General features: G+C 72.0%; 21 protein-coding genes, 2 tRNA genes and 2 pseudogenes. 13 read left to right on the plus strand and 12 right to left on the minus strand.

Annotated elements, in window-relative coordinates:
* Positions 1-132: 132 nt before the first annotated feature.
* The 10 genes from D0D28_RS31615 to D0D28_RS37745 form a co-directional block, all read right to left on the minus strand.
* Positions 133-852 (minus strand): sirohydrochlorin chelatase, encoded by a 720-nt coding sequence (locus D0D28_RS31615; protein WP_116114736.1) that lies wholly within the window; start codon positions 850-852, stop codon positions 133-135.
* Complete coding sequence (locus D0D28_RS31620) at positions 849-1,736, minus strand: ABC transporter permease (protein WP_116114738.1); 888 nt, start codon at positions 1,734-1,736, stop codon at positions 849-851. The genes D0D28_RS31615 and D0D28_RS31620 overlap by 4 nt, the downstream gene beginning before the upstream one ends.
* Positions 1,723-2,523, minus strand: coding sequence for an ABC transporter ATP-binding protein (locus D0D28_RS31625; RefSeq protein ID WP_094008786.1), 801 nt, complete (start codon positions 2,521-2,523; stop codon positions 1,723-1,725). Before D0D28_RS31625 ends, D0D28_RS31620 begins: the two co-directional genes overlap by 14 nt.
* Before the next feature lie 10 nt (positions 2,524-2,533).
* Positions 2,534-3,538 carry an ABC transporter substrate-binding protein gene (locus tag D0D28_RS31630; RefSeq protein WP_094008829.1) on the minus strand — a complete coding sequence of 335 codons (1,005 nt, stop codon included), beginning with the start codon at positions 3,536-3,538 and terminating at the stop codon, positions 2,534-2,536.
* A gap of 81 nt (positions 3,539-3,619) precedes the next feature.
* Positions 3,620-4,921: a sulfate adenylyltransferase subunit 1 gene (locus D0D28_RS31635; RefSeq protein WP_116114740.1), complete on the minus strand. Its 1,302-nt coding sequence runs from the start codon at positions 4,919-4,921 to the stop codon at positions 3,620-3,622.
* Complete coding sequence (cysD, locus tag D0D28_RS31640) at positions 4,921-5,835, minus strand: sulfate adenylyltransferase subunit CysD (protein ID WP_094008788.1); 915 nt, start codon at positions 5,833-5,835, stop codon at positions 4,921-4,923. The genes D0D28_RS31635 and cysD overlap by 1 nt, the downstream gene beginning before the upstream one ends.
* 10 nt (positions 5,836-5,845) lie before the next feature.
* Positions 5,846-6,550, minus strand: coding sequence for a phosphoadenylyl-sulfate reductase (locus tag D0D28_RS31645; RefSeq protein WP_094008789.1), 705 nt, complete (start codon positions 6,548-6,550; stop codon positions 5,846-5,848).
* Entirely contained in the window at positions 6,547-6,699 is a 153-nt protein-coding gene (locus D0D28_RS31650; protein ID WP_094008790.1) for an Insertion element protein, read from the minus strand. The genes D0D28_RS31645 and D0D28_RS31650 overlap by 4 nt, the downstream gene beginning before the upstream one ends.
* Positions 6,696-8,396, minus strand: a complete 1,701-nt coding sequence (locus tag D0D28_RS31655) for a nitrite/sulfite reductase (RefSeq protein WP_094008791.1) — start codon at positions 8,394-8,396, stop codon at positions 6,696-6,698. Before D0D28_RS31655 ends, D0D28_RS31650 begins: the two co-directional genes overlap by 4 nt.
* Before the next feature lie 132 nt (positions 8,397-8,528).
* Positions 8,529-8,618 (minus strand): putative leader peptide, encoded by a 90-nt coding sequence (locus D0D28_RS37745; protein WP_429727754.1) that lies wholly within the window; start codon positions 8,616-8,618, stop codon positions 8,529-8,531.
* Positions 8,619-8,736: 118 nt separating this feature from the next.
* Here D0D28_RS37745 and hemW point away from each other — a divergent pair, with 118 nt between their 5' ends.
* From hemW to D0D28_RS37150, 10 genes and pseudogenes are all read left to right on the plus strand, one after another.
* Entirely contained in the window at positions 8,737-9,942 is a 1,206-nt protein-coding gene (hemW, locus tag D0D28_RS31660; RefSeq protein ID WP_205413410.1) for a radical SAM family heme chaperone HemW, read from the plus strand.
* A 136-nt stretch (positions 9,943-10,078) separates the two neighbouring features.
* A complete protein-coding gene (locus D0D28_RS31665; protein ID WP_094008792.1) occupies positions 10,079-10,543 on the plus strand; it encodes a GNAT family N-acetyltransferase in 465 nt (154 codons plus the stop codon).
* A 109-nt stretch (positions 10,544-10,652) separates the two neighbouring features.
* A complete protein-coding gene (locus tag D0D28_RS31670) occupies positions 10,653-11,147 on the plus strand; it encodes a SigE family RNA polymerase sigma factor (protein ID WP_094008831.1) in 495 nt (164 codons plus the stop codon).
* A gap of 11 nt (positions 11,148-11,158) precedes the next feature.
* Positions 11,159-12,031 (plus strand): hypothetical protein, encoded by an 873-nt coding sequence (locus D0D28_RS31675; protein ID WP_162831251.1) that lies wholly within the window; start codon positions 11,159-11,161, stop codon positions 12,029-12,031.
* A gap of 203 nt (positions 12,032-12,234) precedes the next feature.
* On the plus strand, positions 12,235-13,047 hold the full coding sequence (locus tag D0D28_RS31680; protein ID WP_116114744.1) for a siderophore-interacting protein: 813 nt from the start codon (positions 12,235-12,237) through the stop codon (positions 13,045-13,047).
* A 103-nt stretch (positions 13,048-13,150) separates the two neighbouring features.
* Positions 13,151-13,223: transfer RNA gene (locus D0D28_RS31685), tRNA-Gly, on the plus strand.
* A gap of 25 nt (positions 13,224-13,248) precedes the next feature.
* Positions 13,249-13,320 (plus strand) — tRNA-Val (locus D0D28_RS31690).
* Positions 13,321-13,464: 144 nt separating this feature from the next.
* Complete coding sequence (locus D0D28_RS31695; protein ID WP_116114746.1) at positions 13,465-15,093, plus strand: FAD-dependent monooxygenase; 1,629 nt, start codon at positions 13,465-13,467, stop codon at positions 15,091-15,093.
* On the plus strand, positions 15,090-16,592 hold the full coding sequence (locus D0D28_RS37145; protein WP_116114747.1) for a peptide MFS transporter: 1,503 nt from the start codon (positions 15,090-15,092) through the stop codon (positions 16,590-16,592). The genes D0D28_RS31695 and D0D28_RS37145 overlap by 4 nt, the downstream gene beginning before the upstream one ends.
* Positions 16,589-17,269, plus strand: a pseudogene (locus tag D0D28_RS37150) (beta-ketoacyl synthase N-terminal-like domain-containing protein); the annotation flags it as partial. The gene D0D28_RS37145 and the pseudogene D0D28_RS37150, both read left to right, overlap by 4 nt.
* 234 nt (positions 17,270-17,503) lie before the next feature.
* Here D0D28_RS37150 and D0D28_RS37155 read toward each other — a convergent pair.
* Positions 17,504-17,662: pseudogene (locus D0D28_RS37155) on the minus strand (TcmI family type II polyketide cyclase); the annotation flags it as partial.
* Between the two features lie 11 nt (positions 17,663-17,673).
* Entirely contained in the window at positions 17,674-18,141 is a 468-nt protein-coding gene (locus D0D28_RS31715; RefSeq protein WP_205413412.1) for an MFS transporter, read from the minus strand.
* Positions 18,142-18,240: 99 nt separating this feature from the next.
* Here D0D28_RS31715 and D0D28_RS31720 point away from each other — a divergent pair, with 99 nt between their 5' ends.
* From D0D28_RS31720 to D0D28_RS31730, 3 genes are all read left to right on the plus strand, one after another.
* Positions 18,241-18,879 (plus strand): TetR family transcriptional regulator, encoded by a 639-nt coding sequence (locus D0D28_RS31720; protein ID WP_233157530.1) that lies wholly within the window; start codon positions 18,241-18,243, stop codon positions 18,877-18,879.
* A 100-nt stretch (positions 18,880-18,979) separates the two neighbouring features.
* Positions 18,980-20,839, plus strand: coding sequence for an asparagine synthase (glutamine-hydrolyzing) (gene asnB, locus D0D28_RS31725; RefSeq protein WP_116114754.1), 1,860 nt, complete (start codon positions 18,980-18,982; stop codon positions 20,837-20,839).
* A gap of 765 nt (positions 20,840-21,604) precedes the next feature.
* Positions 21,605-23,230, plus strand: a complete 1,626-nt coding sequence (locus D0D28_RS31730; protein ID WP_116114756.1) for an FAD-dependent oxidoreductase — start codon at positions 21,605-21,607, stop codon at positions 23,228-23,230.
* Positions 23,231-23,249 lie beyond the last annotated feature (19 nt).

Here is a 23,249-nt window from a genome sequence, read left to right on the forward strand (position 1 = left end):
GTCCACCACTGCCGGGAGCCGCGCGGGCGGCATGTCCGCCCCGAGCCCCACCCCGATCCGGATCTTCACCCCACCCACGTTACGGGTCCGGGCGGCCGGATGGCACTGCCGGGCGAGCGCCGGAGCCGCGAGTCAGGCGGTGCGGACTGCTCCGGACAGGGCGGCGGCGTACCGCTGCAGCACCAGCTCCGCCACCCGCGGGTCGTCAGCCAGCGGAGCGGCCACCGCCGCCGAAGGGGCGGCCTCCAGCGCCAGCCGCGAGATGCGGTCGGGCAACAGGCCCGGCGCGAGGAACCACGACGCCACCGCGATCAGCGACGCGCCCCGGGCCCGCAGCTTCGCCACCGCGGCCGGCACGTCCGGCTTCGCGGCGCTCGCGAACGCCGCCACGGCGCGGAAACCGTGCCGGGACTGCCATCGGCGGGCCAGCGCCGACACCGCCTCGTTCGCCGCGGGGCGCGATGAACCGACCGCCGCCAGCACCACGCCCAGACCGGGATCCGCGACATCCGCCACCGAAGCCAGCCGGTCGAACGCCACCGCCTCCAGGTCCGCCCCCAGCACGTCCGCGATCGTCACCCGCAGCCCCGGCACCTCCGCCACCAGCGCCGGCAGGTCGACCCGCGCGTGAAAGGCACTGCCCAGCAGCAACGGCACCACGACCGCCGACCGGTGGCCGGACCGCACCAGGTCCCGCAGCACGTCCGTCACCAGCGGCGCCGACAGGTCCAGGAACGACACCCGCACGTCCACCTCGGGCGCCGCGGCGGCGACGCGGTCCACCAGCGCCCGCACGGTCGCCGCGGACCGCGGGTCCCGGCTCCCGTGCGCGACGGCGACCAGCGGGATCACAGCGACCCCAGCCCGCGCGCCCGCAGCACGGCCCGCTCCAGCGGCCGGAACACCAGCAGCTCGATCCCGACGCCGACCAGCAGGATCAGGAAGATCGCCGCGATCACGGTCGACATGTCGTTGAGGAACCGGCCGTCGTCGAGGTAGGCGCCGAGGCCCTTGCCCAGCAACGGCGACGTCGCGATGATCTCCGCCGCCATCAGCGACCGCCACGAGAACGCCCAGCCCTGCTTCAACCCGGCCAGATAGCCCGGCAGCGCCGCGGGCAGCAGGATGTGCCGAGCCGTCGCCAGCCGTCCCGCGCCGAGCACCTTGCCCACGCGCGGCAGGATCGGCGGGATCTGGTCGATGCCGGCCACCAGGCCGTTCGCGATCGACGGCACGCTGCCCAGCAGCAGCACCACGTACATCGCGGCCGGCTCGACACCGAACCACAGCACCGCCGCCGGCACCCAGGCCACCGACGGCAGGCTCTGCAGGCCGGACAGGAACGGCCCGATCCCGGCCCGCACCAGCTTGACCTTCGCGACCAGCAGCCCGAGCGGCGTGGCGATCACGATGGCGACCAGGAACCCGAGCACCGCGCGGTGCACCGACGTCCACACGAACCCGAACGCGTCCCCGCTGGTGAACCGGCCCCACAGCTCGCTCCACACCGCAAGCGGCGCGGGCAGCTGGTACTCCGGCCAGAACGCGGCCGCCCACAGCGCCTGCCAGATCGCGATCACCAGGACCAGGAACGCGACCGGCGGCAGCACCGAGCGCACGAACCGGCCCCAGCCGCCCTTCTTCGCGGGCGGCTGGACGGGCGTGTCGAGGGCGTCCAGACCCGCTTCGACCGCCGCGGCGTCCGGTTCGGCGGTCGAGCCCTCAAGCGGCGGCATGGCTGCTGATCACCTCGCGCAGGCGGCGGTTGATGACGTCCACCGCGTTGACCTCGTCTTGCCCGGCCAGCCCGTCGACGCGCCACTGCTGCACGACCTTGCCCGGCCGCGACGACAGCAGCACCACCCGCTGCCCCAGCCGCACCGCCTCGCGCACGTCGTGGGTCACGAACACCACCGCGCTGCCGGTCGCCTCCCAGATGCGCAGCAGTTCGGCCTGCAGCACGTCGCGGGTGATGGCGTCCAGCGCGGAGAACGGCTCGTCCATCAGCAGCAGCGACGGCCGTTCCTCGCCGTCCTCGGTGTAGGTGGCCGAGGCCAGCGCGCGGGCCAGTGCCACGCGCTGGCGCATGCCACCGGACAGCTCGTGCGGCCGCTTGGCGCCGGCCCCGGACAGCCGCACCAGCTCCAGCAGCTCGCCGGTGCGGGTCCGGCGCTCGGCACGGCCCATGCCGGCCAGCTTCAGCGGCAGCTCGACGTTCGCCGCGGCGGTCAGCCACGGCATGAGCGCCGCCTCCTGGAACATCACCGCCGGCCGGGACGTCGTCAGCTCGATCTCGCCCGCGGTCGGCCGGTCCAGGTTCGCGATCAGGTTCAGCAGGGTGGTCTTGCCGCAGCCCGAGGCGCCGAGCAGGCAGACGAACTCCCCCGGCGCGACATCGAGGTCGACCCCGGCGAGCGCGGTCACGGCGTCGCGGCCCTGCCCGAAGCTCTTGTGCACCCCGGACAGCCGCACGGCGTGCCCGGTCGCGGGCTCCACCGGCGGACGTCCCAGCGTGGCGGTCATGACCAACCTCCTACTTCTTGTCCAGGCCGGACGCGCTGACGGCCGGCTTCCCGGCCTGGGCGAGCACGGTGTTGAGCAGGGTCAGATCGGCGAACCCGGCGACGTCCGGGGCCTTGTTCTTGACGCCGGCGGTCACCTGGTCCTGGGCCAGCTGCGGGAACTGCCCGGCCAGCGGGTCGGTGGTGAGCTGGATGCCCTGCCACGCGCGGTCGAGCGTGCCGGGCGCCAGCGCCTTGCCGGTGAGCTGCTGCAGCTGGTTGTTCACCGCGGTCTTCGCCTTGGCCGGATCGGCCGCGGCGAGTTCGTTCGCGTCGAGCAGGCCCTGCAGGATCGCGGTGACGGTCGCCGGGTGCTCCTTGAGGAACTGGGTGCGCACGATCAGCACGGTGGCCGGGAACTGCCCGCCCGGCCACAGGTCCTTCTCGTCGACCAGGACCTTCGCGCCGGCCTCCAGCACCAGGCGGGACGCCCACGGCTCGGGCAGCCACGCGCCCTGGATCGCGCCGGACTTGAACTGGTCGAGCGTCAGGGCGTTGTCGATGTTCTGCACCTTGACGTCGGTCAGCTTCTGGTCGGAGATCCACTTCTTCAGCGAGACGTCCTGCGTGTTGCCCAGCTGCGGCGAGGCCACGGTCTTGCCCCGCAGGTCCTGCGGTGTGTTGATCTCCGGCTTGACGACCAGCTGCGCGCCGCCCGAGGTGGCGCCCGCGATCAGCCGCACGGCCTCGCCCGCGGACTGGGCGTAGGCGTTGATCGCCGGGCCGGAGCCGATGAACCCGATGTCCAGCGACCCGCCCAGCAGCGCGTTGACCTCTTCGGGGCCGGCGTTGAACTTCGTCGGGACCAGCTTGGTGCCGCCGAGTCGCTGGGCGAACAGGTTCTGGTCCAGCCCGATCAGCGCCGAGGCGTGCGTGACGTTCGGGAAGTACCCCAGGCGCACCTCGGCGGCCGGACCCTGGTCCGTCGCGTTCGCGGACTCGTCCGAACGGTCCGCCCGCGTACACCCGCTCACCACGGCCAATACCGACAACGCTGCTGCTGCCAGAGCCAGAACGCGAGTTTTCACGGGCGGACCTTTCGGTTGGGGGATGGGGAGTTACGGGCCGGGGGAGACCACGTCCCGGTCGCTGCGCAGCACGGGAAGCGGCGCACCGACCATCCCGGCCGCCAGCGTGGTGCCGTCGGCCGGGTCGATCACCAGGAAGGCGCCGGTACGCCGGCTCACCTCGTACTCGTCGACCGGCAGCGGTTCCGCGACGCGGACCTTCGCGCGGCCGATCTCGTTGAGCTGCAGCGTCTCCGGGTAGTCCACGGTGGACAGCTTCTGCTCGTCGAAGCGGGAGACCAGCTCGTCCACGAACGCCTGCACCGTGCGCGCGCCGTGCTTGACCAGCACGCGGGCGCCCGGGCGCAGCGGCTTCTCCGACAGCCAGGCCAGCGTCGCGTCCAGCTCGCCGGTGGGCACCGGGGCGGTCGCGGCGGCCGCGATCACGTCGCCGCGCGCGATGTCCAGGTCGTCGGCCAGCACCAGCGTCACCGAGCGGCCGGCGGCGGCCTCGGTCAGCGCACCGTCCGGCGTGTCGATCCGCTCGACCGTCGTGCGCAGGCCGGCGGGCAGGACCACGACCTCGTCGCCCGGCCGCACCGTGCCCGCCGCGACCTGGCCCGCGTAGCCGCGGTAGTCCGGGTACTCGGGCGTGCGCGGCCGGATCACGTACTGCACCGGGAAGCGGAACGGGGCGTCGTGCGGGTCCGGCGCGACCGGCACGGTCTCCAGGTGCTCCAGCAGCGTCGGGCCGGAGTACCACGGGGTGTGCGCCGAGCGCTCCACCACGTTGTCGCCCACCAGGGCGGACACCGGGATCGCCAGCACCGATCCCTCGGCGTAGCCCAGCGACGTGGCGTGGTCGGTGAACTCCTTCGCGATGACCCGGAAGGTCTCCTCGTCGTAGTCCACCAGGTCGATCTTGTTCACCGCGAGCACCAGGCGCGGCACGCCGAGCAGCGCGAGCACCGCGGCGTGGCGGCGGGTCTGCTCGATCACGCCCTTGCGCGCGTCGACCAGCAGCACGGCCAGCTGCGCCGTGGAGGCGCCGGTGACGGTGTTGCGGGTGTACTGCACGTGGCCCGGGGTGTCGGCGAGCACGAACGACCGCTTCGGCGTGGCGAAGTAGCGGTAGGCGACGTCGATCGTGATGCCCTGCTCACGCTCCGAGCGCAGGCCGTCGACCAGCAGCGACAGGTCCGGAGTGGACAGACCGCGGTCGACGCTGGCGCGGGTGACCGCGTCCAGCTGGTCGGCCAGGACCGACTTGGTGTCGTAGAGCAGACGGCCGACGAGCGTCGACTTGCCGTCGTCGACGCTCCCGGCGGTGGCGAGCCGCAGCAACGAGCTCATCAGAAGTACCCCTCCCGCTTGCGGTCCTCCATGGCGGCCTCCGACAGGCGGTCGTCGGCCCGGGTGGCGCCGCGCTCGGTGAGCCGGCTCGCCATCACCTCGGCGATCACTTCTTCGACGGTCGACGCCGTCGACTCCACGGCGCCGGTGCAGGAGCCGTCACCGACCGTGCGGTAGCGCACCGTCAGCTCCTTGACCTCTTCGCCGTCACGCGGACCGCCCCACGGTCCCTCGGTCAGCCACATGCCGTCGCGCTGGTAGACCTTGCGCTGGTGGGCGTAGTAGATCGAGGGCAGCTCCACCTTCTCGCGCGCGATGTAGTTCCACACATCGGCTTCGGTCCAGTTGGAGAGCGGGAACACCCGCACATGTTCCCCCGGACGGTGCCGTCCGTTGTAGAGGTTCCACAATTCGGGACGCTGACGGCGCGGGTCCCACTGCCCGAACGCGTTGCGCAGGCTGAAGATGCGCTCCTTGGCCCGCGCGCGCTCCTCGTCGCGGCGCCCGCCGCCGAACACCGCGTCGAACTTGTGCTCGGCGATGGTGTCCAGCAGCGGTTGCGTCTGCAGCGGGTTGCGGGTGCCGTCGGGACGTTCGGTCAGGCGGCCGTCGTCGATCCAGTCCTGCACGTTCGCGACGATCAGCCGCAGGCCGTACTTCTCCACGACGGCGTCGCGGAACGCGATGACCTCGTCGAAGTTGTGCCCGGTGTCCACGTGCAGCAGCGGGAACGGCACCGGCGCCGGCCAGAACGCCTTGATCGCCAGGTGCAGCAGCAGGGTCGAGTCCTTGCCGCCGGAGAACAGGATCACCGGTCGGTCGAACTCGCCGGCCACCTCCCGGAAGATGTGGATGGCCTCGGATTCCAGAGCAGCGAGGTTGTCGGTCGCTGCGTCGGTCGCGGCTGTGGTCACTTCCCTCTCCCTACGCGTGCAGGCCGCACTCGGTCTTGGACTTGCCGGCCCAGCGGCCGCTGCGCGGATCGGCGCCCGGCGCCACCTTCGCGGTGCACGGGGCGCAGCCGATCGACAGGTACCCCTCGCCCACCAGCGGGTTCTGCAGGATGCCGTGCTCGTCGATGTAGGCGTTGAACTCCTCGTCGGTCCACGGCGCGATCGGGTTGACCTTGACCAGGCCGTTGCGGTCGTCCCAGGTGACGATCGGGGTGTTCGCCCGGGTCGGGGCGTCCACCCGGCGCACGCCGGTGACCCACGCGGAGTAGTTCGACAGCGTCTTGCGCAGCGGCACCACCTTGCGCAGGTGGCAGCACAGGTTCGGATCCCGCTCGTGCAGCTTCGGCCCGTACTCGGCGTCCTGCTGCGCCACGGTCTGCTCGGCGGCCGCGTTGACGATCGTCACGTCCGGGTACACGGTCGCGACCGCGTCCCGGGTGCCGATCGTCTCGGCGAAGTGGTAGCCGGTCTCCAGGAACAGGACGTCCACATCGGACTTCACCTTGGTGGCGAGGTCGATGAGCACCGCGTCCTGCATGTTGGAGGCGACGATGAAGTCGTCGCCGAAGGTCTCCGCGGTCCAGCGCAGGGCCTCCAGCGCGGTCGCGTCGGCCAGCTCGGCGGACGCCTTCTCCGCCAGTGCCTTCAGTTCTTCGGTCCTCGTCGCGGTGGTCACTTGCTCGCTCCTTCCGGAAAGCGCAGCCCGATGAACTTGACGGTGAAAACGCGGCGGCAGGCGCCGCAGAGCCAAGCCCCCTCTTCCTCGGGACGCAGGTCCTCGTCCCCGCAGTACGGGCAGTGGAACGGGGTCGCCCGCTCACTCATCGGAGATCGGCCTCGTCGGCGCGGGCCACCCACTGCGGGAAGCGCTCGCCCTCTTCCCGCTGACCCAGGTAGTTGCGCACGACCCGCTCGACGTAGCCGATCAGCTCGTCGCCGGTCACCTTGTGGCCGCGCAGCTTCCGGCCGAACCCGGCGTCCAGGCCCAGCCCGCCGCCCAGGTGCACCTGGAAGCCCTCGACCTGGTTGCCGTCGTCGTCGGTCACGATCTGGCCCTTGAGGCCGATGTCCGCGGTCTGGATGCGCGCACACGAGTTCGGGCAGCCGTTGATGTGCACCGTGACCGGGTTCTCCACCTGGTCCTGGATGTCGGCCAGCCGCTCCTCCAGCGCGGTCACCAGCTCCTTGGCGCGCTGCTTGGTCTCCACGATCGCGAGCTTGCAGAACTCGATGCCGGTACAGGCCATCACGCCGCGGCGCCACGGGCTCGGCTGCGTGGGCAGGCCGAGCTCGGCCAGCTCCGCCTGCAGGCCCGGCACGTCCTCCTCGGCGACGTCGAGCACCAGCAGCTTCTGCAGCGGGGTGAGCCGCACCCGGTTCGACCCGGCGCGCTCGGCGGCCTTCGCCACCTTGATCAGGGTCGAGCCGGACACGCGGCCGCCGATCGGCGCGGCGCCGACGTAGAACTTGCCGTCCTTCTGCCTGTGCACGCCGACGTGGTCGTGCTGCACCGCGGGCACCTCGGGCGCGGGGCCGTCGATCAGCTTCCGCTTCAGGTACTCGTCCTCCAGCACCTGGCGGAACTTCTCGGCGCCCCAGTCCTTGACCAGGAACTTGATCCGGGCGCGCGAGCGCAGGCGCCGGTAGCCGTAGTCGCGGAAGACGCTGATCACGCCCTCCCAGACCTCGGGGACCTCGTCGCGCGGCACCCACGCACCCAGCCGCTGGCCGATCATCGGGTTGGTCGACAGGCCGCCGCCGACCCACACGTCGAACCCGGGACCGTGCTCGGGGTGCACGACGCCGACGAACGCGACGTCGTGGATCTCGTGGGCCACGTCCGGCAGCCCGGACACCGCGGTCTTGAACTTGCGCGGCAGGTTCGCGTACTCCGGCTTGCCCAGGTAGCGGCGCTTGATCTCGTCCACGGCCGGGGTGCCGTCGATGACCTCGTCCGCGGCGATCCCGGCGACGGGGGAGTTGAGGATGACCCGCGGGCTGTCGCCACACGCGGTCATGGTGGTGAGGCCGGCGCCTTCGAGCTTCTCCCAGATCGTGGGCATGTCCTCGATCCGGATCCAGTGGTACTGGATGTTCTGCCGGTCGGTGATGTCGGCGGTGTCGCGGGCGTAGGTCTGCGAGATCTCCCCGATCAGCGCGAGCTGCTCGGTGGTCAGGTCGCCGCCGTCGATGCGGACGCGGAGCATGAAGTACTCGTCGTCCAGCTCCTCCGGCTCCAGCGTCGCGGTGCGGCCGCCGTCGATCCCGGGCTTGCGCTGCGTGTAGAGGCCGTACCAGCGGAACCGGCCACGCAGGTCGCCCGGATCGATCGAGTCGAAGCCGCCCCGCGCGTAGATGTTTTCGATCCGCGATCGAACGTTGAGCGGGTGGTCGTCCTTCTTCGAGCGCTCGTTCGGGTTCAGCGGCTCGCGGTAGCCGAGGGCCCACTGGCCCTCACCACGACGCTGCCGGGCGCGCGGGGTTCGGGCGGCGGCAGGGTTGTCGCGCGTCGGCGAAGCCATGTTCGAGTCCTTCCGGGGCTTTCGCGAAGGCGCCGCGCGCACGGATATGCCCTGGTCGAACCCGTGGTGAGGGGGTAGGCAGTCCGCGGCGTGACGGCGCCCGCTGGTCCTAGCTGGGTGGCGGTGGCGGCGTCAGTTCGTCTCGCGGCACAGGGCGCTGGCGACACGCCGGAAGTCGACGTGGCGACGCACCACGAGGAGCACTCCGGCATAAGTCACCACGACAGCGTGCCACGCTGCTCACGATGTGGTCCAGCCCGCACCGCATGCTGGGATACGCATCACGCTGAAAAAATCTCCGGCACACTGGCGCGCGGAGTGGATCAGGGACACTGGACTCGTGAGTGAGACTTCCGCCCCGGCGGCCTTCGCGCTGCCGGAGCACGCGCTGGCCGGGCTGGGGACGCGGCCCTTCGGCGTCTACGTGCACGTGCCGTTCTGCGCGACCCGCTGCGGGTACTGCGACTTCAACACCTACACCGCCGGTGAGCTGGGCACGAGCGCCTCGCCCGAGTCGTGGCTGGAGGGCCTGCGGCGCGAGCTGGACCTGGGCGCGCGGGCGCTGGGGAACGCGCCGGCGGCCGAGACGGTGTTCGTCGGCGGCGGCACCCCGTCGCTGCTGGGCGCGTCCGGGCTGGCCGACGTGCTGGACGCGGTGCGGAACGCGTTCGGCCTGGCGCCCGATGCCGAGGTCACGACGGAGTCGAACCCGGAGTCGACCTCGCCGGAGTTCTTTTCCGGGCTTCGCGCGGCCGGGTACACGCGCATCTCGCTGGGGATGCAGTCGGCGGCCCCGCACGTGCTGCGGATCCTGGACCGCACCCACACGCCGGGCCGCCCGGTGGCCGCCGCGCAGGAGGCCAGGGCCGCGGGGTTCGAGCACGTGAACCTCGACGTCATCTACGGCACGCCGGGGGAGCGGACCGCCGACCTGCGCGCCTCGCTCGACGCGGTGCTGGCGGCCGGGGTGGACCACGTGTCGGCGTACTCGCTGATCGTCGAGGACGGCACCGCGCTGGCCCGGCGCGTGCGGAAGGGCGAGCTGCCCGCGCCGGACGAGGACGTGCTGGCGGCGGACTACGAGCTGATCGATTCGGTCCTGTCGGCGGCGGGGCTGACCTGGTACGAGGTGTCGAACTGGGCGGCGTCGGAAGCCGCCGCGTGCCGGCACAACCTGGGCTACTGGCGCGGCGGCGACTGGTGGGGCGCCGGGCCGGGCGCGCACAGCCACGTCGGCGGCGTGCGGTGGTGGAACGTGAAGCACCCGGCGCGCTACGCCGCGGCGCTGGCTTCCGGCGGGTCGGCGGAGGCCGATCGCGAGGTGCTCACGCCCGAGGAACAGGCGTTCGAGCGGATCATGCTGGAGCTGCGGCTGGCCGAGGGGCTGCCGCTGTCCGCGCTGGACGCCGCCGGCGTGCGCGAGGCCGAGACGGCGGTGGCGGAGGGGCTGCTGGACGCCGTCGCCTTCGCGGACAAGGGGCGCTGCGTGCTGACCTTCCGCGGCCGCCTGCTGGCCGACGAGCTGGTGCGGCGCCTGGCGGCCTGAAGTATCCGCTCGCGGCGATCGTCGCGGCGCTGCTAGCTTTTCGCGGTACCTGGTGACTTCGGGAGGTCGAGGAATATGGCTGTCAGCGGCCGTCCTTCGCCTGCCCGTTTTCTCTCACCAGGAGTTTTCCTTGTCCTTGAGCACTGGTCGTCTGCTGCTGCGCCCGTGGACTTCGGCGGAGGCCGCCGCCGTCCGCGCGGGTGACCGCCTGCCGGACTGGGCCGCCGACTTCCCCGCGGAGGGTGACGTCGTGATCGCCGGGCTGCTCGCCGAGCGCCCGGACTGGCTCGCCGAGTTCGGGCACCACCTGATCGTCGAGCGGGCCAGTGGGCTCGTCGTGGGGTCGATCGGCCTGTTCTGGCCGCCCGAGGACGGCGTCGTGGAGATCGGCTACGGCATCGTGCCCAGCCGCCGCGGACGCCGCTACGCCGTGGAGGCCACGGCGGCGCTGACCCGGTTCGCCCTCACCTCGCCGGTGGTGCGCAGCGTGTCGGCCCGGGTCGAGCGCGCCAACCCGGCGTCGGTGGGGGTGCTGGAAGCGGCCGGGTTCACGTGCGTCTCCGACGACGGGGACGTGCTCCGCTACAGCAGTCGCGCGTGACCTCGGCGCATTGACCGGTCTCCAACCGTCGCGGTGTGACCCGGATCGCATTCCGGAAAAAGTGCGATCCGGGTGCAACCGGCACGCGCGGTGCGCGCATCTGCTGTTCGTGCACTTCGACGACTTCGCCCGCGAGCAGCTGCCGGGGCTGGTGCGGTTCGCGGCGGTCCTGACCGGGGACGCGGACCTGGCGCAGGACCTCGTGCAGGAGGCGCTGGTGCGGGCCCACGAGAAGTGGGCCCGGGTCGCCGAGACCGACCGGCCGGACCTCTACCTGCGGAAGATGGTCGTCAACGGGCACCTGTCGTGGCGGCGCCGCTGGTACCAGCGGGCGGTGCGGCCGGTGGCGGACCCCACGTGGTTCCGCGAACCGCACGCCGCCGATCCGGCCGGCCGGATCGCCGACGGTGCGCAGCTGAAGGAGCTGCTGTCGGGGCTGAGCCGGTCGCAGCAGGCCGCCATCGTGCTCCGCTTCTACGAAGACCGGGACGACGACGAGATCGCCTCGGTCCTGGGCTGCGCCGTGGGAACCGTGCGCAGCCACATCTCCCGCGGCCTGTCCGTGCTGCGGGTCCGCCTGGGCGCCGAGATGGAGGTGGCCTGACCATGTCCGACATGCGGAAACTGAGGGAAGCGCTGAAGACGCGGGAAGCGCTCGCCCCCGATCCCGACGCGGTGCTCGCCGGGGCGCACGGCCGGATCCGGCGCCGGCGCACCCAGCGGCGCGTGGCCGGCGCGGCGGCCGCGGTGGCGGTGGTGATCGCCGACGCCGGCGCCGGGATGAGCCTGTTGCGCCCCTCCGGCGAGCCGGAGTCGATCGAGGCCGCCGCCGGGGCGGCCGACCTTCCGGTGCCGGCGCCGGCGTTGCCCTTCACGGTGGACAACCTGCCGCCCAGCCTCGAACTGAGCAGCTGGACCGTCGCCGGCGGCTCGGCGAGCGGTCGCTACGAGGGGTACTACGGCACGACCATGGAGATCAGCGTCTCCGAGGCCGGACCGGACGTCGCCGGGACGGGCACCGTGACGTACCTGAGCGGTGGGGCGGCGCGGGCGCAGCTCCGGATCGAGCCCGGCAAGGTGGTCACGGTCGTGACGGGGAGCAGGCAGTTTCCGGAAGCGGGACTGCTGGAGATCGTGAAGTCGGTCCGGCTCGTGCCGACGCCGGTGCATTCGATGCTGCGCACGCTGCGAGCGCCGGCGGGGCTGACGGTGCGGCAGTGGAGCGGCGGCGCGGAGGCCGAGTACCTGACGCTGTGCCCGGCCGAGGTGCCGCTGAAGACGCCGGCGCGCACGGACGGGCGGTGCTACGAGATCACAGTGACCAGTGCCGGGGCGCCCGTGCCCATCACGACCAAGGCGTTGACGCCGCTGCCGCCGGGCAAGACGGTGCGGCGGCTCCTCAACGGCGGCACGGTGCTCACGGTGAGCACGGAGCTGGGCGCGGAGGCGGTGATGGAGGCGATCTCCACGTCCGCGGTGGGCAGCTGAACCGGATCCCGCAGGACCGTCCACTCCGGACACGGGGCCGGTGCGCGCGAGGATGCGGTGATTACCGGAGCGAGTTCCTGGATACCCGGCGCGCGGAGCAGGGTGTCGGCCCACCGAGCGGCTGCGCCGCGAGATCGCCGGTTACTCCCGCCGGATTAGGGTAGCCTAACCGCACACGTGGTGGACGGAGTGAGGAGCGGCGTATGGCAGGCAAGTCCCGGCCGGCGGTCCGGTTGCGGGTGCTGCGCACCCAGCGGCTGACACCGCACATGATCCGCATCGTCGCCGGTGGGCCCGGGTTGGCCGGTTTTCAGCCGAACGAGTTCGCCGACGCGTATGTGAAGATGCTGTTCCTGCAGGAGGGTGTGGAGTACCCGGAGCCGTTCGACATGGGTGTCATCCGCGCCGAGATGCCGCGTGAGCAGTGGCCGGTGATGCGGACCTACACCGTGCGCTACTACGACCCGCGCGCTGGGGAGCTGGCGCTGGACTTCGTGCACCACGGCGACCAGGGGCTCGGCGGCCCGTGGGCGGCGGCCGCGGCGGCGGCGGACGAGCTGCTGCTGCTCGGTCCGGGCGGGGCCTACGCGCCCGGCGAGGAGGCGGACTGGCACCTGCTGGCCGGCGACGAGAGCGCCCTGCCGGCGATCGCGGTGGCGCTGGAGATGATGCCGGCGGGCGTGCCGGTGAAGGTGTTCATCGAGGTGGCGGACCCCTCGGAGGAACAGCCGCTCGCCACCAAGGGCGACGCGCAGATCCGGTGGCTGCACCGCTCCGCGGGCGACGACCTGGTGGCCGCGGTGCGTGCCCTGGAGTTCCTCCCGGGCACGGTGCAGGCCTTCGTCCACGGCGAGGCCGGTTTCGTGAAGGAGCTGCGCCGGTACCTGCTCGGCGAGCGTGGTGTGCGCAAGGACCTGCTGTCCATCTCGGGCTACTGGCGCCGCGGCAAGACGGACGAGGAGTGGCGAGCGGAAAAGGCGGCGGAGCGCGCCGCCGAGGAGGCCACCGCCCGCTGACGGCCGGGGTGACTGGCCGTGCCGGCCGGTCACCCCGGGTGCTTGCGAGCGCGTTTTCGCGATCCGTTATTGTCTTCTCCAGCGCGCCGGATCCCCGGCGCAGGCGGACGTAGCGCAGCTGGTAGCGCATCACCTTGCCAAGGTGAGGGTCGCGGGTTCGAATCCCGTCGTCCGCTCTCGAGACCCACCCGGGTCCATTCCGCGCGATTAGCTCAGCGGGAGAGCACTACCTTGACACGGTAGGGGTCACTGGTTCGATCCCAGTATCGCGCACCCCCTTCTTCCACGCCGGCCCGTCGGCAGCGCCCCCTGGTTCGTGCACGTCGCGGTTCTTCCTGCCCGGGACGCCAGGGAACTTCGAGTGGCGCGCACTACTCAGTTGAGGTCGTCTCTTGGCCGAAACTGAGGAAGACCTACATGAACCACGTGAGAGTTCCCGTGCTGATCGTCGGCGGCGGGCCGGTGGGGTTGTCCAGCGCGCTGTTCCTCGGCCGTCACGGTGTGCCGACGATGCTGGTCGAGAAACGGGAAGCGACCTCCCAGCTGCCGCGGGCGCCCGGACTTCAGGCCCGCACCATGGAGTTCTTCCGCGCCGCCGGGGTGAGCGACGCGATCAGGTCGCTCGAGGTGGGCGACTCGCACGCCTACTTCGAGGGCGGCATCCTGCAGGTGCGGACCTTCGCCGAGATCGACGACGCCGTGGTTCTCGAAAAGCCTTCGCTGGACGGGCCGGACATCAGCCCGGAGCGGGTGATGGGCTGCGGCCAGGACCGGTACGAGCGGGTGCTCGTCGAACTGGCCCGGGACGCGGGCGCCGACGTCCGGTTCCGCACGCGCCTGCTGTCGTTCGGCCAGGACGACGACGGTGTGACCGCGGTGGTGCAGGACACGCGGACCGGTGAGCAGACCACCGTGCTCGCCGACTACCTGATCGGTGCCGACGGGGCGAGCAGCCGGACCCGCGAAGTGCTCGGGTTGCGCCGTTCCGGCCGGGGAACCGTCTTCAACGCGCTCAGCATCTACTTCCGCGCCCCTGAACTGGAGGAGCTGCTCAAGGGGCGCAAGTTCATCCTGTGCTACGCCACCGCCGCGCCCGGGACGCTGATGGGTCTGTCCCGCCTGCACGGCGTCGACCCCTGGCTGGCCGCGCCGCTGTACTACCCGGAGCGTGGGGAGACGCCGGAGGACTACACCGACGAGCGGTGTGCCGGCATCGTCCGGACGGCCGCGGGCAAGGCCGACATGAAGGTCGAGATCGTGGCCAAGGTGCCGTGGCACGGCGCGCAACTGGTCGCCGAGACCTTCCGGCGCGGCCGGGTGTTCCTCGCCGGGGACGCCGCCCACCTGCACCCGCCCGCCGGCGGATTCGGGGCCAACACGGGGATCCACGACTCGCACAACCTCGCGTGGAAGCTCGCCGCGGTGCTGCGCGGCTGGGCTGGCGAGGCCCTGCTGGACAGCTACGACGCCGAGCGGCGCCTGGTCGGCGAGGCGATGGCGGAGCAGGCGATGGTGCGCAACCGGATCCGGCACGGCCACGCCGACGAGAAGACGCGGGCGGCGATGGTGGACGACATCATCATCACCCTCGGGTACCGGTACAAGTCCGGCGTCATCACCGGCGGCGACGCTGCCGCGCCCGTGCTCACCCCGAAACTCGAGCTGACCGGGCAACCCGGCACGCGCGCTCCGCACGTCTGGTTCCACCGGGACGACGAGCGCGTCGCGGCCGCGGACCTGTTCTGGGACGACTTCGTCCTCCTGACGGGCACCGGCGGTGCGGAGTGGGCGCGGGCCGCACGGGACGCGGCCACGGCCCTGTCCGTTCCACTTCGGACCTACCTGATCGGCGACGGCGGTGACCTCACCGGCGCCGGACGGGACTGGGCGCACGCCTACGGCGTCACCGACCGGGGTGCCGTGCTGGTGCGTCCGGACGCGTTCGTGGCCTGGCGTGCGCCGGGACCGGTGCCGGACCGGCGCGGCGTGCTCACCGGCGTGCTCGCGCGCGCCTGCGGGCTTTCGTCGCCGGGTGCGCCGCGATGAGCGCGGCGGGCACCGTCTCGCTGCACCGGATGCCCCGCTGGTACCGGACGCTGTTCACCAGTGATGCGTTGGAGCGCTTCGGGTTCTACGGGTTGCAGGCCACGCTCGTGCTGTACGCCTCCGCGCCGGAGGCCGAGGGCGGTCTCGGTCTGGGTACCGCCGACGCCGCATCGCTGTTCGGCGCCTGGATCGGTTTCATGTTCATGCTCTCCCTCGCGGGAGGCTGGCTCGGCGACCGGGTTCTGGGCAACCGGCGAGCGCTCATCGCCGGTTGCGTGGTCAACGTGGTGGGCTACCTGTGCCTGGCCGTGCCCGCGGGGTGGGGTGCCGTGATCGGCCTGCCGCTGGTCGGACTCGGCGGGGCGGTGTACAAGCCGAACCACCAGGCGATGATCAACCTGATGTTCGGCGGCAGCGCGGGCCGCGAACGGGGCATCTCCCTGATGTACCTGGCGACTCAGGTCTCCGCGCTGCTGGCCCCCGTCGTGGTCGGGTACCTGGGCGAGCGGGTCAGCTGGAGCCTCGGGTTCGCGGTCGCGGCGTTCGTCCTGCTGGTCACCGCGGTCCAGCTCACCGCGAGTGCCGGGTCCTTCGGCGACGTCGGGCGGCGCCCCGGACGCCCGCTGACACCGGACGAGCGCCGGCACGTCGTTCGGCGGTACGGCATCGCGGGTGTCGTGCTCGTGGTGGCGCTGATCGTGCTGGGGCTGGCCGGCCTGCTCGGCGCCGGGCAGGCCATCGCGCTGGTCGGTGTGCTCAGCGTGATCGTGCCGATCGTCGGCTACGTGCTGCTGTACCGGAACCGGGCGCTCGACGGCGACGACCGGCGCAGGCTGCGGGCGTTCCTCGCCGTGTACCTCGGCGCCACGCTGTTCTGGATGATCGTCGCGCACGCCGCGTCCCTGCTGAACCTGTTCGCGCGGGACCACGTGGACCGGAACGTGCTCGGGGTGGAGATCCCGGCGAGCTGGATGCAGGCCGCCACACCGTTGCTGATGCTGCTGCTGGCGCCGGTGCTCGCCGTCGCGTTGCCCGCGCTCGGTGGCCGTCACCACGTCGCGGTCAAGCTCGCCACCGGGCTCCTGCTGGTGGGAGCCGGGTTCCTGGTGATGGCGGTCGCGATGGCACTCACCGAACCGGGCACCCGGGTGTCACCGCTGTGGCTGGTCGTCGTCTACTTCACCCACGCGTGCGGCGAGATCATCATCGCCGCGGTGACCATCTCGGCCGCCGCCGATGTGCTCCCGCCCGGCTTCCTCGGGCGCACGCTCGGCATGTTGTGGTTGTTCGCCGGGCTCGGCGGGGGCCTGGGCAGTGCCCTGGTGCGGCTCGCCGCGGTGATCCCGGAATGGCTCTACTTCCTCGGACTCGGTGTCGTGGCGATCGCGTGCGGGCTCGCCTTCGTCGCGGGTCGCCGCGCGTTGGTCGCCGGGCTGACCGCGGGCCGCGGCGAGATCGCGTCCACTTCGGACAGACAAGGGCAGGAAGGGCCGGCATGAACGGAACAACCGCCACCGCCACCCCGGTGGTGACCGGCATCGGCGTCGTGGCGCCGACCGGGATCGGCGTCGAACCGCACTGGCAGGCGGTGCTCGCAGGCAAGTCGGGCATCAGCCGCATCAGCCGGTTCGACGCGTCCGGGTACCCGGTCCGGGTGGCCGGTCAGGTGCCCGGCTTCGTCGCCGCGGAGCGGTTGCCCGGCAGGCTGATCCCGCAGACCGACCACTGGACCCATCTGGGACTGGCGGCGGTGGAGGCGGCGCTCGACGACGGCGCGGTGAACCCGGCCGATCTGCCGGAGTACGAGATGGCGGTGGTCACCGCGAGTTCGTCCGGCGGCACCGAGTTCGGTCAGCACGAGATGGAGCGGCTGTACCAGAAGGGTCCCTCGTGGGTCGGCGCGTACCAGTCGATCGCGTGGTTCTACGCGGCCACCACCGGTCAGGTGTCGATCCGCCACGGGATGCGCGGACCGTGCGGTGTGTTCTGCGGTGAGCAGGCGGGCGGCCTGGACGCGCTCGGGCAGGCCCGGCGGCTGGTGCGGCGTGGCTCCCGCCTGGTGGTCACCGGCGGCACCGACGCCTCGCTGTGCCCGTACGGCCTGGTCGCGCAGCTCGCCGGCGGACGATTGTCCACTGTGGATGATGTTGCGCGGGCGTACCTGCCGTTCGACGTCGACGCATCCGGCTACCTTCCGGGGGAGGGGGGAGCGATGCTCATCGTCGAGAGCGCTGCCGCCGCCGAGGAACGCGGCGCGGACGGTTACGCGACCCTCGCGGGGTATGCCGCCGGCTTCGATCCGCCGCCGGGCTCGTCCCGCCCGCCGGCCCTGCGCCGGATCATCGAGCGCGCCCTGGTAGAGCGGGTGGCTGCGGGCCCGGTACAGGTTCGGCGAGATGTCCTGCCCGGCCTCGACCAGGTGGAAGTAGAGGTCGTGGAAGCTGAACAGGGTCCGCCGGGTCACGCCGACCAGGTGCGGCAGCTCGGTCGCGTCGGACTCGGCGAAGGTCTCCGCGATGGGGCGCGTGTCGGGATTCCTCAGTTTGGCGACGATCAGTGTCCGGTGCACGGTCGGGCCTCCTACGGCCGGGACGAAGGACGGCGACCATGCTCGCCGCGCGCGGTGGAGCGCGGCTCGAAACGGGCTCCACGCCGGGGACGCGGCAGGGCGGCGGTCAGCAGCAGCGCGAGCACCAGCACGCCGATCGCGACGGCCATGGCGGTCACGGCGGCCGCGGCGAACCCGGCGCCCGTCCGGATCCCGGCACCGGGGGCGAGGCCGGCGCCGGTCGAGGCGAGGATGAACACGGTCATCCCCACCAGGAACAGGCGCTTGCGGCCGTACCGGTCACCCAGCCGGCCGCCGGTGATCAGCGTGAGCGCGAATCCCAGCGCGTAGCCGGCGGAGATCCACTGCAGCGCGCCCGCGCCCAGCCGCCGCTGGATGGCCGGCAGCGCGACCGTGACGATCTGGTTGTCCACCATGTCCACGAGCACGGCCAGCACCGTGACGGCCAGTCCCCACCACCTGAGCGGATGTCTCTCCACGAGACTCATCGTCAGCGCGGCCGCCGCGCGGTGTCAACCAGTTGCTTGATTCACTTAGACGTCCGGTTGAATGTGCTGCCGGGAGGTATGATCGCGGGCGTGTCTGCGCCGAAGCCGAAGCCCCGCCGATCACCGAGCCCCCAGGAGCGGCAGCGCGATCCGGCACGCACCCGCAAGCTGATCCTGGACGCGGCGGCGGCCGAGTTCGCCGCGAACGGGTACGCCGGCGCCCGGATCGGCGCGATCGCGGCCCGGGCCGGGGTGAACCAGCAGCTGATCTCGTACTACTTCGACGGCAAGGAAGGGCTCTACCGGGCCATGTCGGAGCGGTGGCAGCAGCGGGAGGCCGAGCTGGTGCCGTCCGGCACCCCGCTGCCCGAGCAGCTGCGCCGGTACGTGCTGGAGGCGCTGAGCAACCCGGACGAGGTGCGGTTGCTGGCGTGGAGCGGCCTGGAGTACGACGGCCCCGACAGCGACCCCGACCACGCCCCGCGCTCGGCCAGGATGCAGCACAGCGTCGACGAGATCGCCGCGTTGCAGGAGAACGGCGCCTTGCCCGCCGAGGTCGACCCGGCCTGCCTCACGATCATGCTGATGGCCGCGGCGATGGCGACCACGACGCTGCCGCACGTCGTCGAGGGGCTGTGCGGGGTCGACCCCCGGTCACCGGAGTTCGTCCACCACTACGCCGACCAGCTCGCACTGGTGTCCCGGCTGATCGGGCTGGACCCGGCGTAGGCGCACCCCGCTCCCGCGCGTCGAGGAGCTGTCGAGTCCCCGTCGAGGCCCGCTGCCGACGATGCGGTGGACCGACTTTCCGCGACACGCTGGAGGCCGTATGTGCGGCATCACCGGTTGGGTGGACTTCGCCCGGGACCTGACCAGCGCACGCCCCACGGTCGAGTCGATGACGCGGGCGTTGCGCAACCGGGGCCCGGACGCCGAGGGGTTCTGGCTCGACCGCCACGTCGCACTCGGCCACACCCGGCTCGCCGTGATCGACCTCGCCGGCGGCGCGCAGCCGATGGTGGCGGAGGAGGGCGGCCGCACCTCCGCGGTGCTCACCTACGGCGGCGAGGTCTACAACTTCAGGGCACTGCGCGACGAACTGCGCCGCGCCGGGCACGAGTTCCGCACCGACAGCGACACCGAGGTCGTGTTGCGCGCGTACCGGGAATGGGGCGCGGACTGCGTGCGGCGCCTGGAGGGCATGTTCGCCATCGCCGTCTGGGATCCGCGGCGCGAGGAGCTGTTCCTGGCCCGCGACCGCCTCGGGATCAAGCCGTTGTTCTACGCGCCCCTGCCCTCGGGCGTGCTGTTCGGATCCGAACCCAAGGCGCTGCTGGCCAACCCGCTGATCCGGCCGGTGGTCGATCGCGAGGGGCTGCGTGAGCTGCTGTCCACCGCCAAGACCCCGGGCCGGTCGGTCTTCCGCGACCTGCGCGAGCTGAAACCGGGCCACAGCCTGGTCGTGAGCCGTCGCGGTCTTCGCGAGCAGCGGTACTGGGAGCTGCGGGCCGAGCCGCACACCGACGACCTGGGGACCACGATCGACACGGTGCGGACGCTGCTCGACGACATCGTCCTCCGCGAACTGGTGTCCGATGTGCCCCTGTGCACCGCCCTGTCCGGCGGGCTCGATTCCAGCGCGCTCACCGCGGTCGCCGCCGCCATCCTGGACGAGCAGGGCGGCCGCCGGGTGCGCACGGTCACCACGGGTTTCGAGGGCTACCACGACAACTTCCGCGCGGACGACACCCGCAGCGCACCGGACGCACCGTACGCGGCCGAGGTCGTGCGGCGCGTCGGATCCGACCACGTGGACATCCTCCTGAACACCGCCGACCTCACCGACCCGGCGACCCGGCTGGCCGCCGTGCGCGCGCAGGACATGGCCACCAGCTACGGGGACATGGACGTGTCCTTGCACCGCACCTTCCGGCGCATCCGGCAGCACAACACGGTGGCGCTCATCGGTGAGGGCGCGGACGAGACGTTCGGTGGCTACATCTGGCTGCACCTGGACGAGTACGCGCAGGCGCCGACGTTCCCGTGGGTGGCGATGGAGCAGCTGCACGAGGCGTGCCGTCCCGCCGGGATGGGACGCGGCCTGCTGGACGCCGGCCTGCTCGACAAGGTCGACATGGCCGGCCACTACGCCGACAGCTACCGGCAGGCCTGCGCGGAGGCGCCGCACCCGGACGGGGAGAGCGCGCTCGACCACCGGATGCGCGAGCTGTGCTACCTGCAGGTGACGCGGTGGCTGCCGATGCTGCTCGACCGGGACGACCGGCTCAGCATGGACTCGGGGCTCGAGGTGCGGGTGCCGTTCTGCGACCACCGCCTGGTCCAGTACCTCTACAACGTCCCGTGGGCGATGAAGACCTTCGACGGCCGCGAGAAGAGCCTGCTGCGGGCCGCGCTGGCCGGGCGTCTGCCCGAGCGGGTCCTGCAGCGGGCGAAGAGCCCGTGGCCGGTCACCCAGGACCCCGCCTACACCCGGGCCCTGCAACGCGAGCTGTCCGGGCTGCTCGCCGCCGACTCGCCCGTGCTGTCCCTGGTCGACGCCGGCGCTGCCCGGCGCGCGATCACCGACACCTCCGAGATCGCCTTCGGCTGGCACAGCCGGATGAACATCGAGCTCGTGCTCCAGCTCGACCTCTGGCTCCGCGACTACGACGTCGATCTGGCGCTCTAGGCCGTTTCGAGCCCACCCAGCCAACCTGGCACACACCAGGAGCACCGGCGAGAGCGAGGGGACTGTGTTGCCGACGCACGAGGCACTGCCGAGATTCCCGTTCCCCGGCGAGCACCCGCTACGGCCGCCGGAGGAGTACGCCGCCCTGCGAGCCGAGCGCCGGTCGCCAGGGTCGGGCTCGCCAACGGGCACGCGGTCTGGCTGGTGACCACCCACGCCGAGGTCCGGCAGGTGCTCGCCGACCCGAGGTTCAGCCGCGAGGCCGGTGAGCAGGCGGCGGTAGCGGGTGTGCTCGGGCGGGTCCATGCCGATGAACGACGTGCCGAACCCGGATGCCTCCCACTCCCCGGCGGTCAGCGTCACCGCGGACACGTTGGTCTGGAACTTGCGCTGAGCGCTCACCGCGGGGTGCACGAGCGCGGCGGTCACCTCGTCGAAACCGCTGATCAGCCACCCCGTGTTGCCGTCGGGCAGCGCCAGCGGGCAGACCGGGGACTCCGCGCGGAGACGGGTGTACTCCGGCGGCGGGTCCAGCGGGGTCTTCCGGCCCAGCGGCATCGGGCACGGGGTGGACTCGGTCATCACAACCACTTCCTCGAAGCGCGGTGCGCGGTCCCGGGCATCGTCGCGACCGCGGCTCGACGCCTGCTCGACGACCTCTCGACTAGTCATCAGGTGGACTCAATCATTCAAATGGTTGACACAGTGATGCGATCGTTTGATTATGGGGTGGAACACTGGACAACGAACAGGAGCGGCACCTCGATGACTGGACCGACGGAGTACGAGACCCCCGTGCTGATCGTGGGAGGCGGTATCACCGGCCTCTCCGCGGCGGTCTTCCTCGCGCGGGCGGGTGTCCGCCCGATCCTCGTCGAACGGCATCCGTCGACGGCGATCCTGCCCCAGGCCCGGGCCTTCAGCCCGCGATCGATGGAGATCTACCGGTCGCTCGGTCTGGAGGGCACCATCCGCGAGCACCTCTCGTTCCTGGTCGACTACCCGGAGATGATCGGCGCGGAGACGCTGACCGGCCCGGAGCGCTTCCGCGCCGACCTGCTCGCCCAGGTCCGGCCGCCGGAGGGGCTGAGCCCGACCGACTGGGCGATGATCGACCAGGACGAGCTGGAGCGCGTCATCCGCGTGGCCGCCGACAGCAGCGGGGCCGACGTGCGCTTCGGCACCGAGCTGGTGTCGTTCACCGAAGAGGGCGACGGTGTCACCGCGGTGGTCCGGGACGTGGCCGGCGGGGACGAGCAGCGGATCCGGGCCCGCTACCTGATCGCGGCGGACGGCAACCGTGCGCACATCCGGAACCGGCTCGGCGTCGGTGCGGACGGCCCCGGTGTCTTCATCAACGTCGTCAACTTCATCTTCGACGCCGATCTCAGCGCCGCGAGCCGCGAGCGCCGGTTCCTGCTCGCCTATCTGGACCAGCCTCGGCCGGGGGCGACGTTGAGCCCGCTGAACGAGGACGGCAGGTGGGCGCTGGCGATCCCGTACCAGCCCGAGCAGGGCGAGACGCCGGAGGACTTCACCGAGGAGAGGTGCGCCGAGTACGCGCGGCTCGCCGTCGGCCTCCCCGACCTGGAGGTCGAGCTGGTCTCCCCGGTTCCCGAGTGGACCCAGAAGGTGACGACGACGCGGATCGGTGCCTGGGTGGCCCAGCGGTACCGGTCCGGGCGGGTGTTCTTCGCGGGCGACGCGGCCCACGTCGTGCCGCCGTCCGGGTCCTACGGCGCGAACACCGGGATCGCGGACGCGCACAACCTGGCGTGGAAGCTCGCCGCAGTGGTGCGCGGTCAGGCGGGCGCCGGGTTGCTGGACACCTACGAGGCCGAGCGGCGCCCGGTCGCCCAGGTCACGATGGAAACCGCGATGCAGTTGCTGCAGGACCGCCGGGAAGGCTCCGGGGAGGAGGCGACGCGGGTCGACGACATGGCCATGATCTTCGGCTACCGGTACGACTCGCCGGCCGTGCTGGCCGACACCCCCTCGCCGGCGGACCGGGTCGAGGACCCGCGCACGGCCGGTGGGCGTCCGGGGCTGCGCGCGCCGCACCTGTGGCTGACCAGGGCCGGCCGGCGCGTGTCCACTGTGGATCTGTGCGCGGGCGGCTTCACCCTGCTGGCCGGTGCCGACGGTGCGGCGTGGACCGATGCTGCCAAGGCAGTCGCCGCCGCGCTCGACGTCGATCTCGCCGCCCACCGGATCGGCGCCGAGTACACCGATGCCGAGAACCGCTTTCCCGGTGCGTACGGCGTCACGGCGACGGGAGCGTCGCTCGTCCGGCCGGACGGTTTCGTGGCCTGGCGCGCGCGGGAGCTGCCGCGACAGCCCGACGCCGAGCTGCGCCAGGCGATGACCCGGATCCTCGCGCGGCAGCCCTGACAGCGGAGACGCGCCGACC

Source organism: Amycolatopsis ruanii (assembly GCF_003385175.1).
GTDB lineage: Bacteria > Actinomycetota > Actinomycetes > Mycobacteriales > Pseudonocardiaceae > Amycolatopsis_E > Amycolatopsis_E thermalba.

Coding starts and splice junctions, on each gene's coding strand:
- D0D28_RS31620 (WP_116114738.1), bottom strand. CDS start 1,736: ATGCCGCCGCTTGAGGGCTCGACCGCCGAACCGGACGCCGCGGCGGTC.
- D0D28_RS31625 (WP_094008786.1), bottom strand. CDS start 2,523: ATGACCGCCACGCTGGGACGTCCGCCGGTGGAGCCCGCGACCGGGCAC.
- D0D28_RS31635 (WP_116114740.1), bottom strand. CDS start 4,921: ATGAGCTCGTTGCTGCGGCTCGCCACCGCCGGGAGCGTCGACGACGGC.
- D0D28_RS31650 (WP_094008790.1), bottom strand. CDS start 6,699: ATGAGTGAGCGGGCGACCCCGTTCCACTGCCCGTACTGCGGGGACGAG.
- D0D28_RS31655 (WP_094008791.1), bottom strand. CDS start 8,396: ATGGCTTCGCCGACGCGCGACAACCCTGCCGCCGCCCGAACCCCGCGC.
- D0D28_RS31675 (WP_162831251.1), top strand. CDS start 11,159: ATGCGGAAACTGAGGGAAGCGCTGAAGACGCGGGAAGCGCTCGCCCCC.
- D0D28_RS31680 (WP_116114744.1), top strand. CDS start 12,235: ATGGCAGGCAAGTCCCGGCCGGCGGTCCGGTTGCGGGTGCTGCGCACC.
- D0D28_RS31695 (WP_116114746.1), top strand. CDS start 13,465: ATGAACCACGTGAGAGTTCCCGTGCTGATCGTCGGCGGCGGGCCGGTG.
- D0D28_RS37145 (WP_116114747.1), top strand. CDS start 15,090: ATGAGCGCGGCGGGCACCGTCTCGCTGCACCGGATGCCCCGCTGGTAC.
- asnB (WP_116114754.1), top strand. CDS start 18,980: ATGTGCGGCATCACCGGTTGGGTGGACTTCGCCCGGGACCTGACCAGC.
- D0D28_RS31730 (WP_116114756.1), top strand. CDS start 21,605: ATGACTGGACCGACGGAGTACGAGACCCCCGTGCTGATCGTGGGAGGC.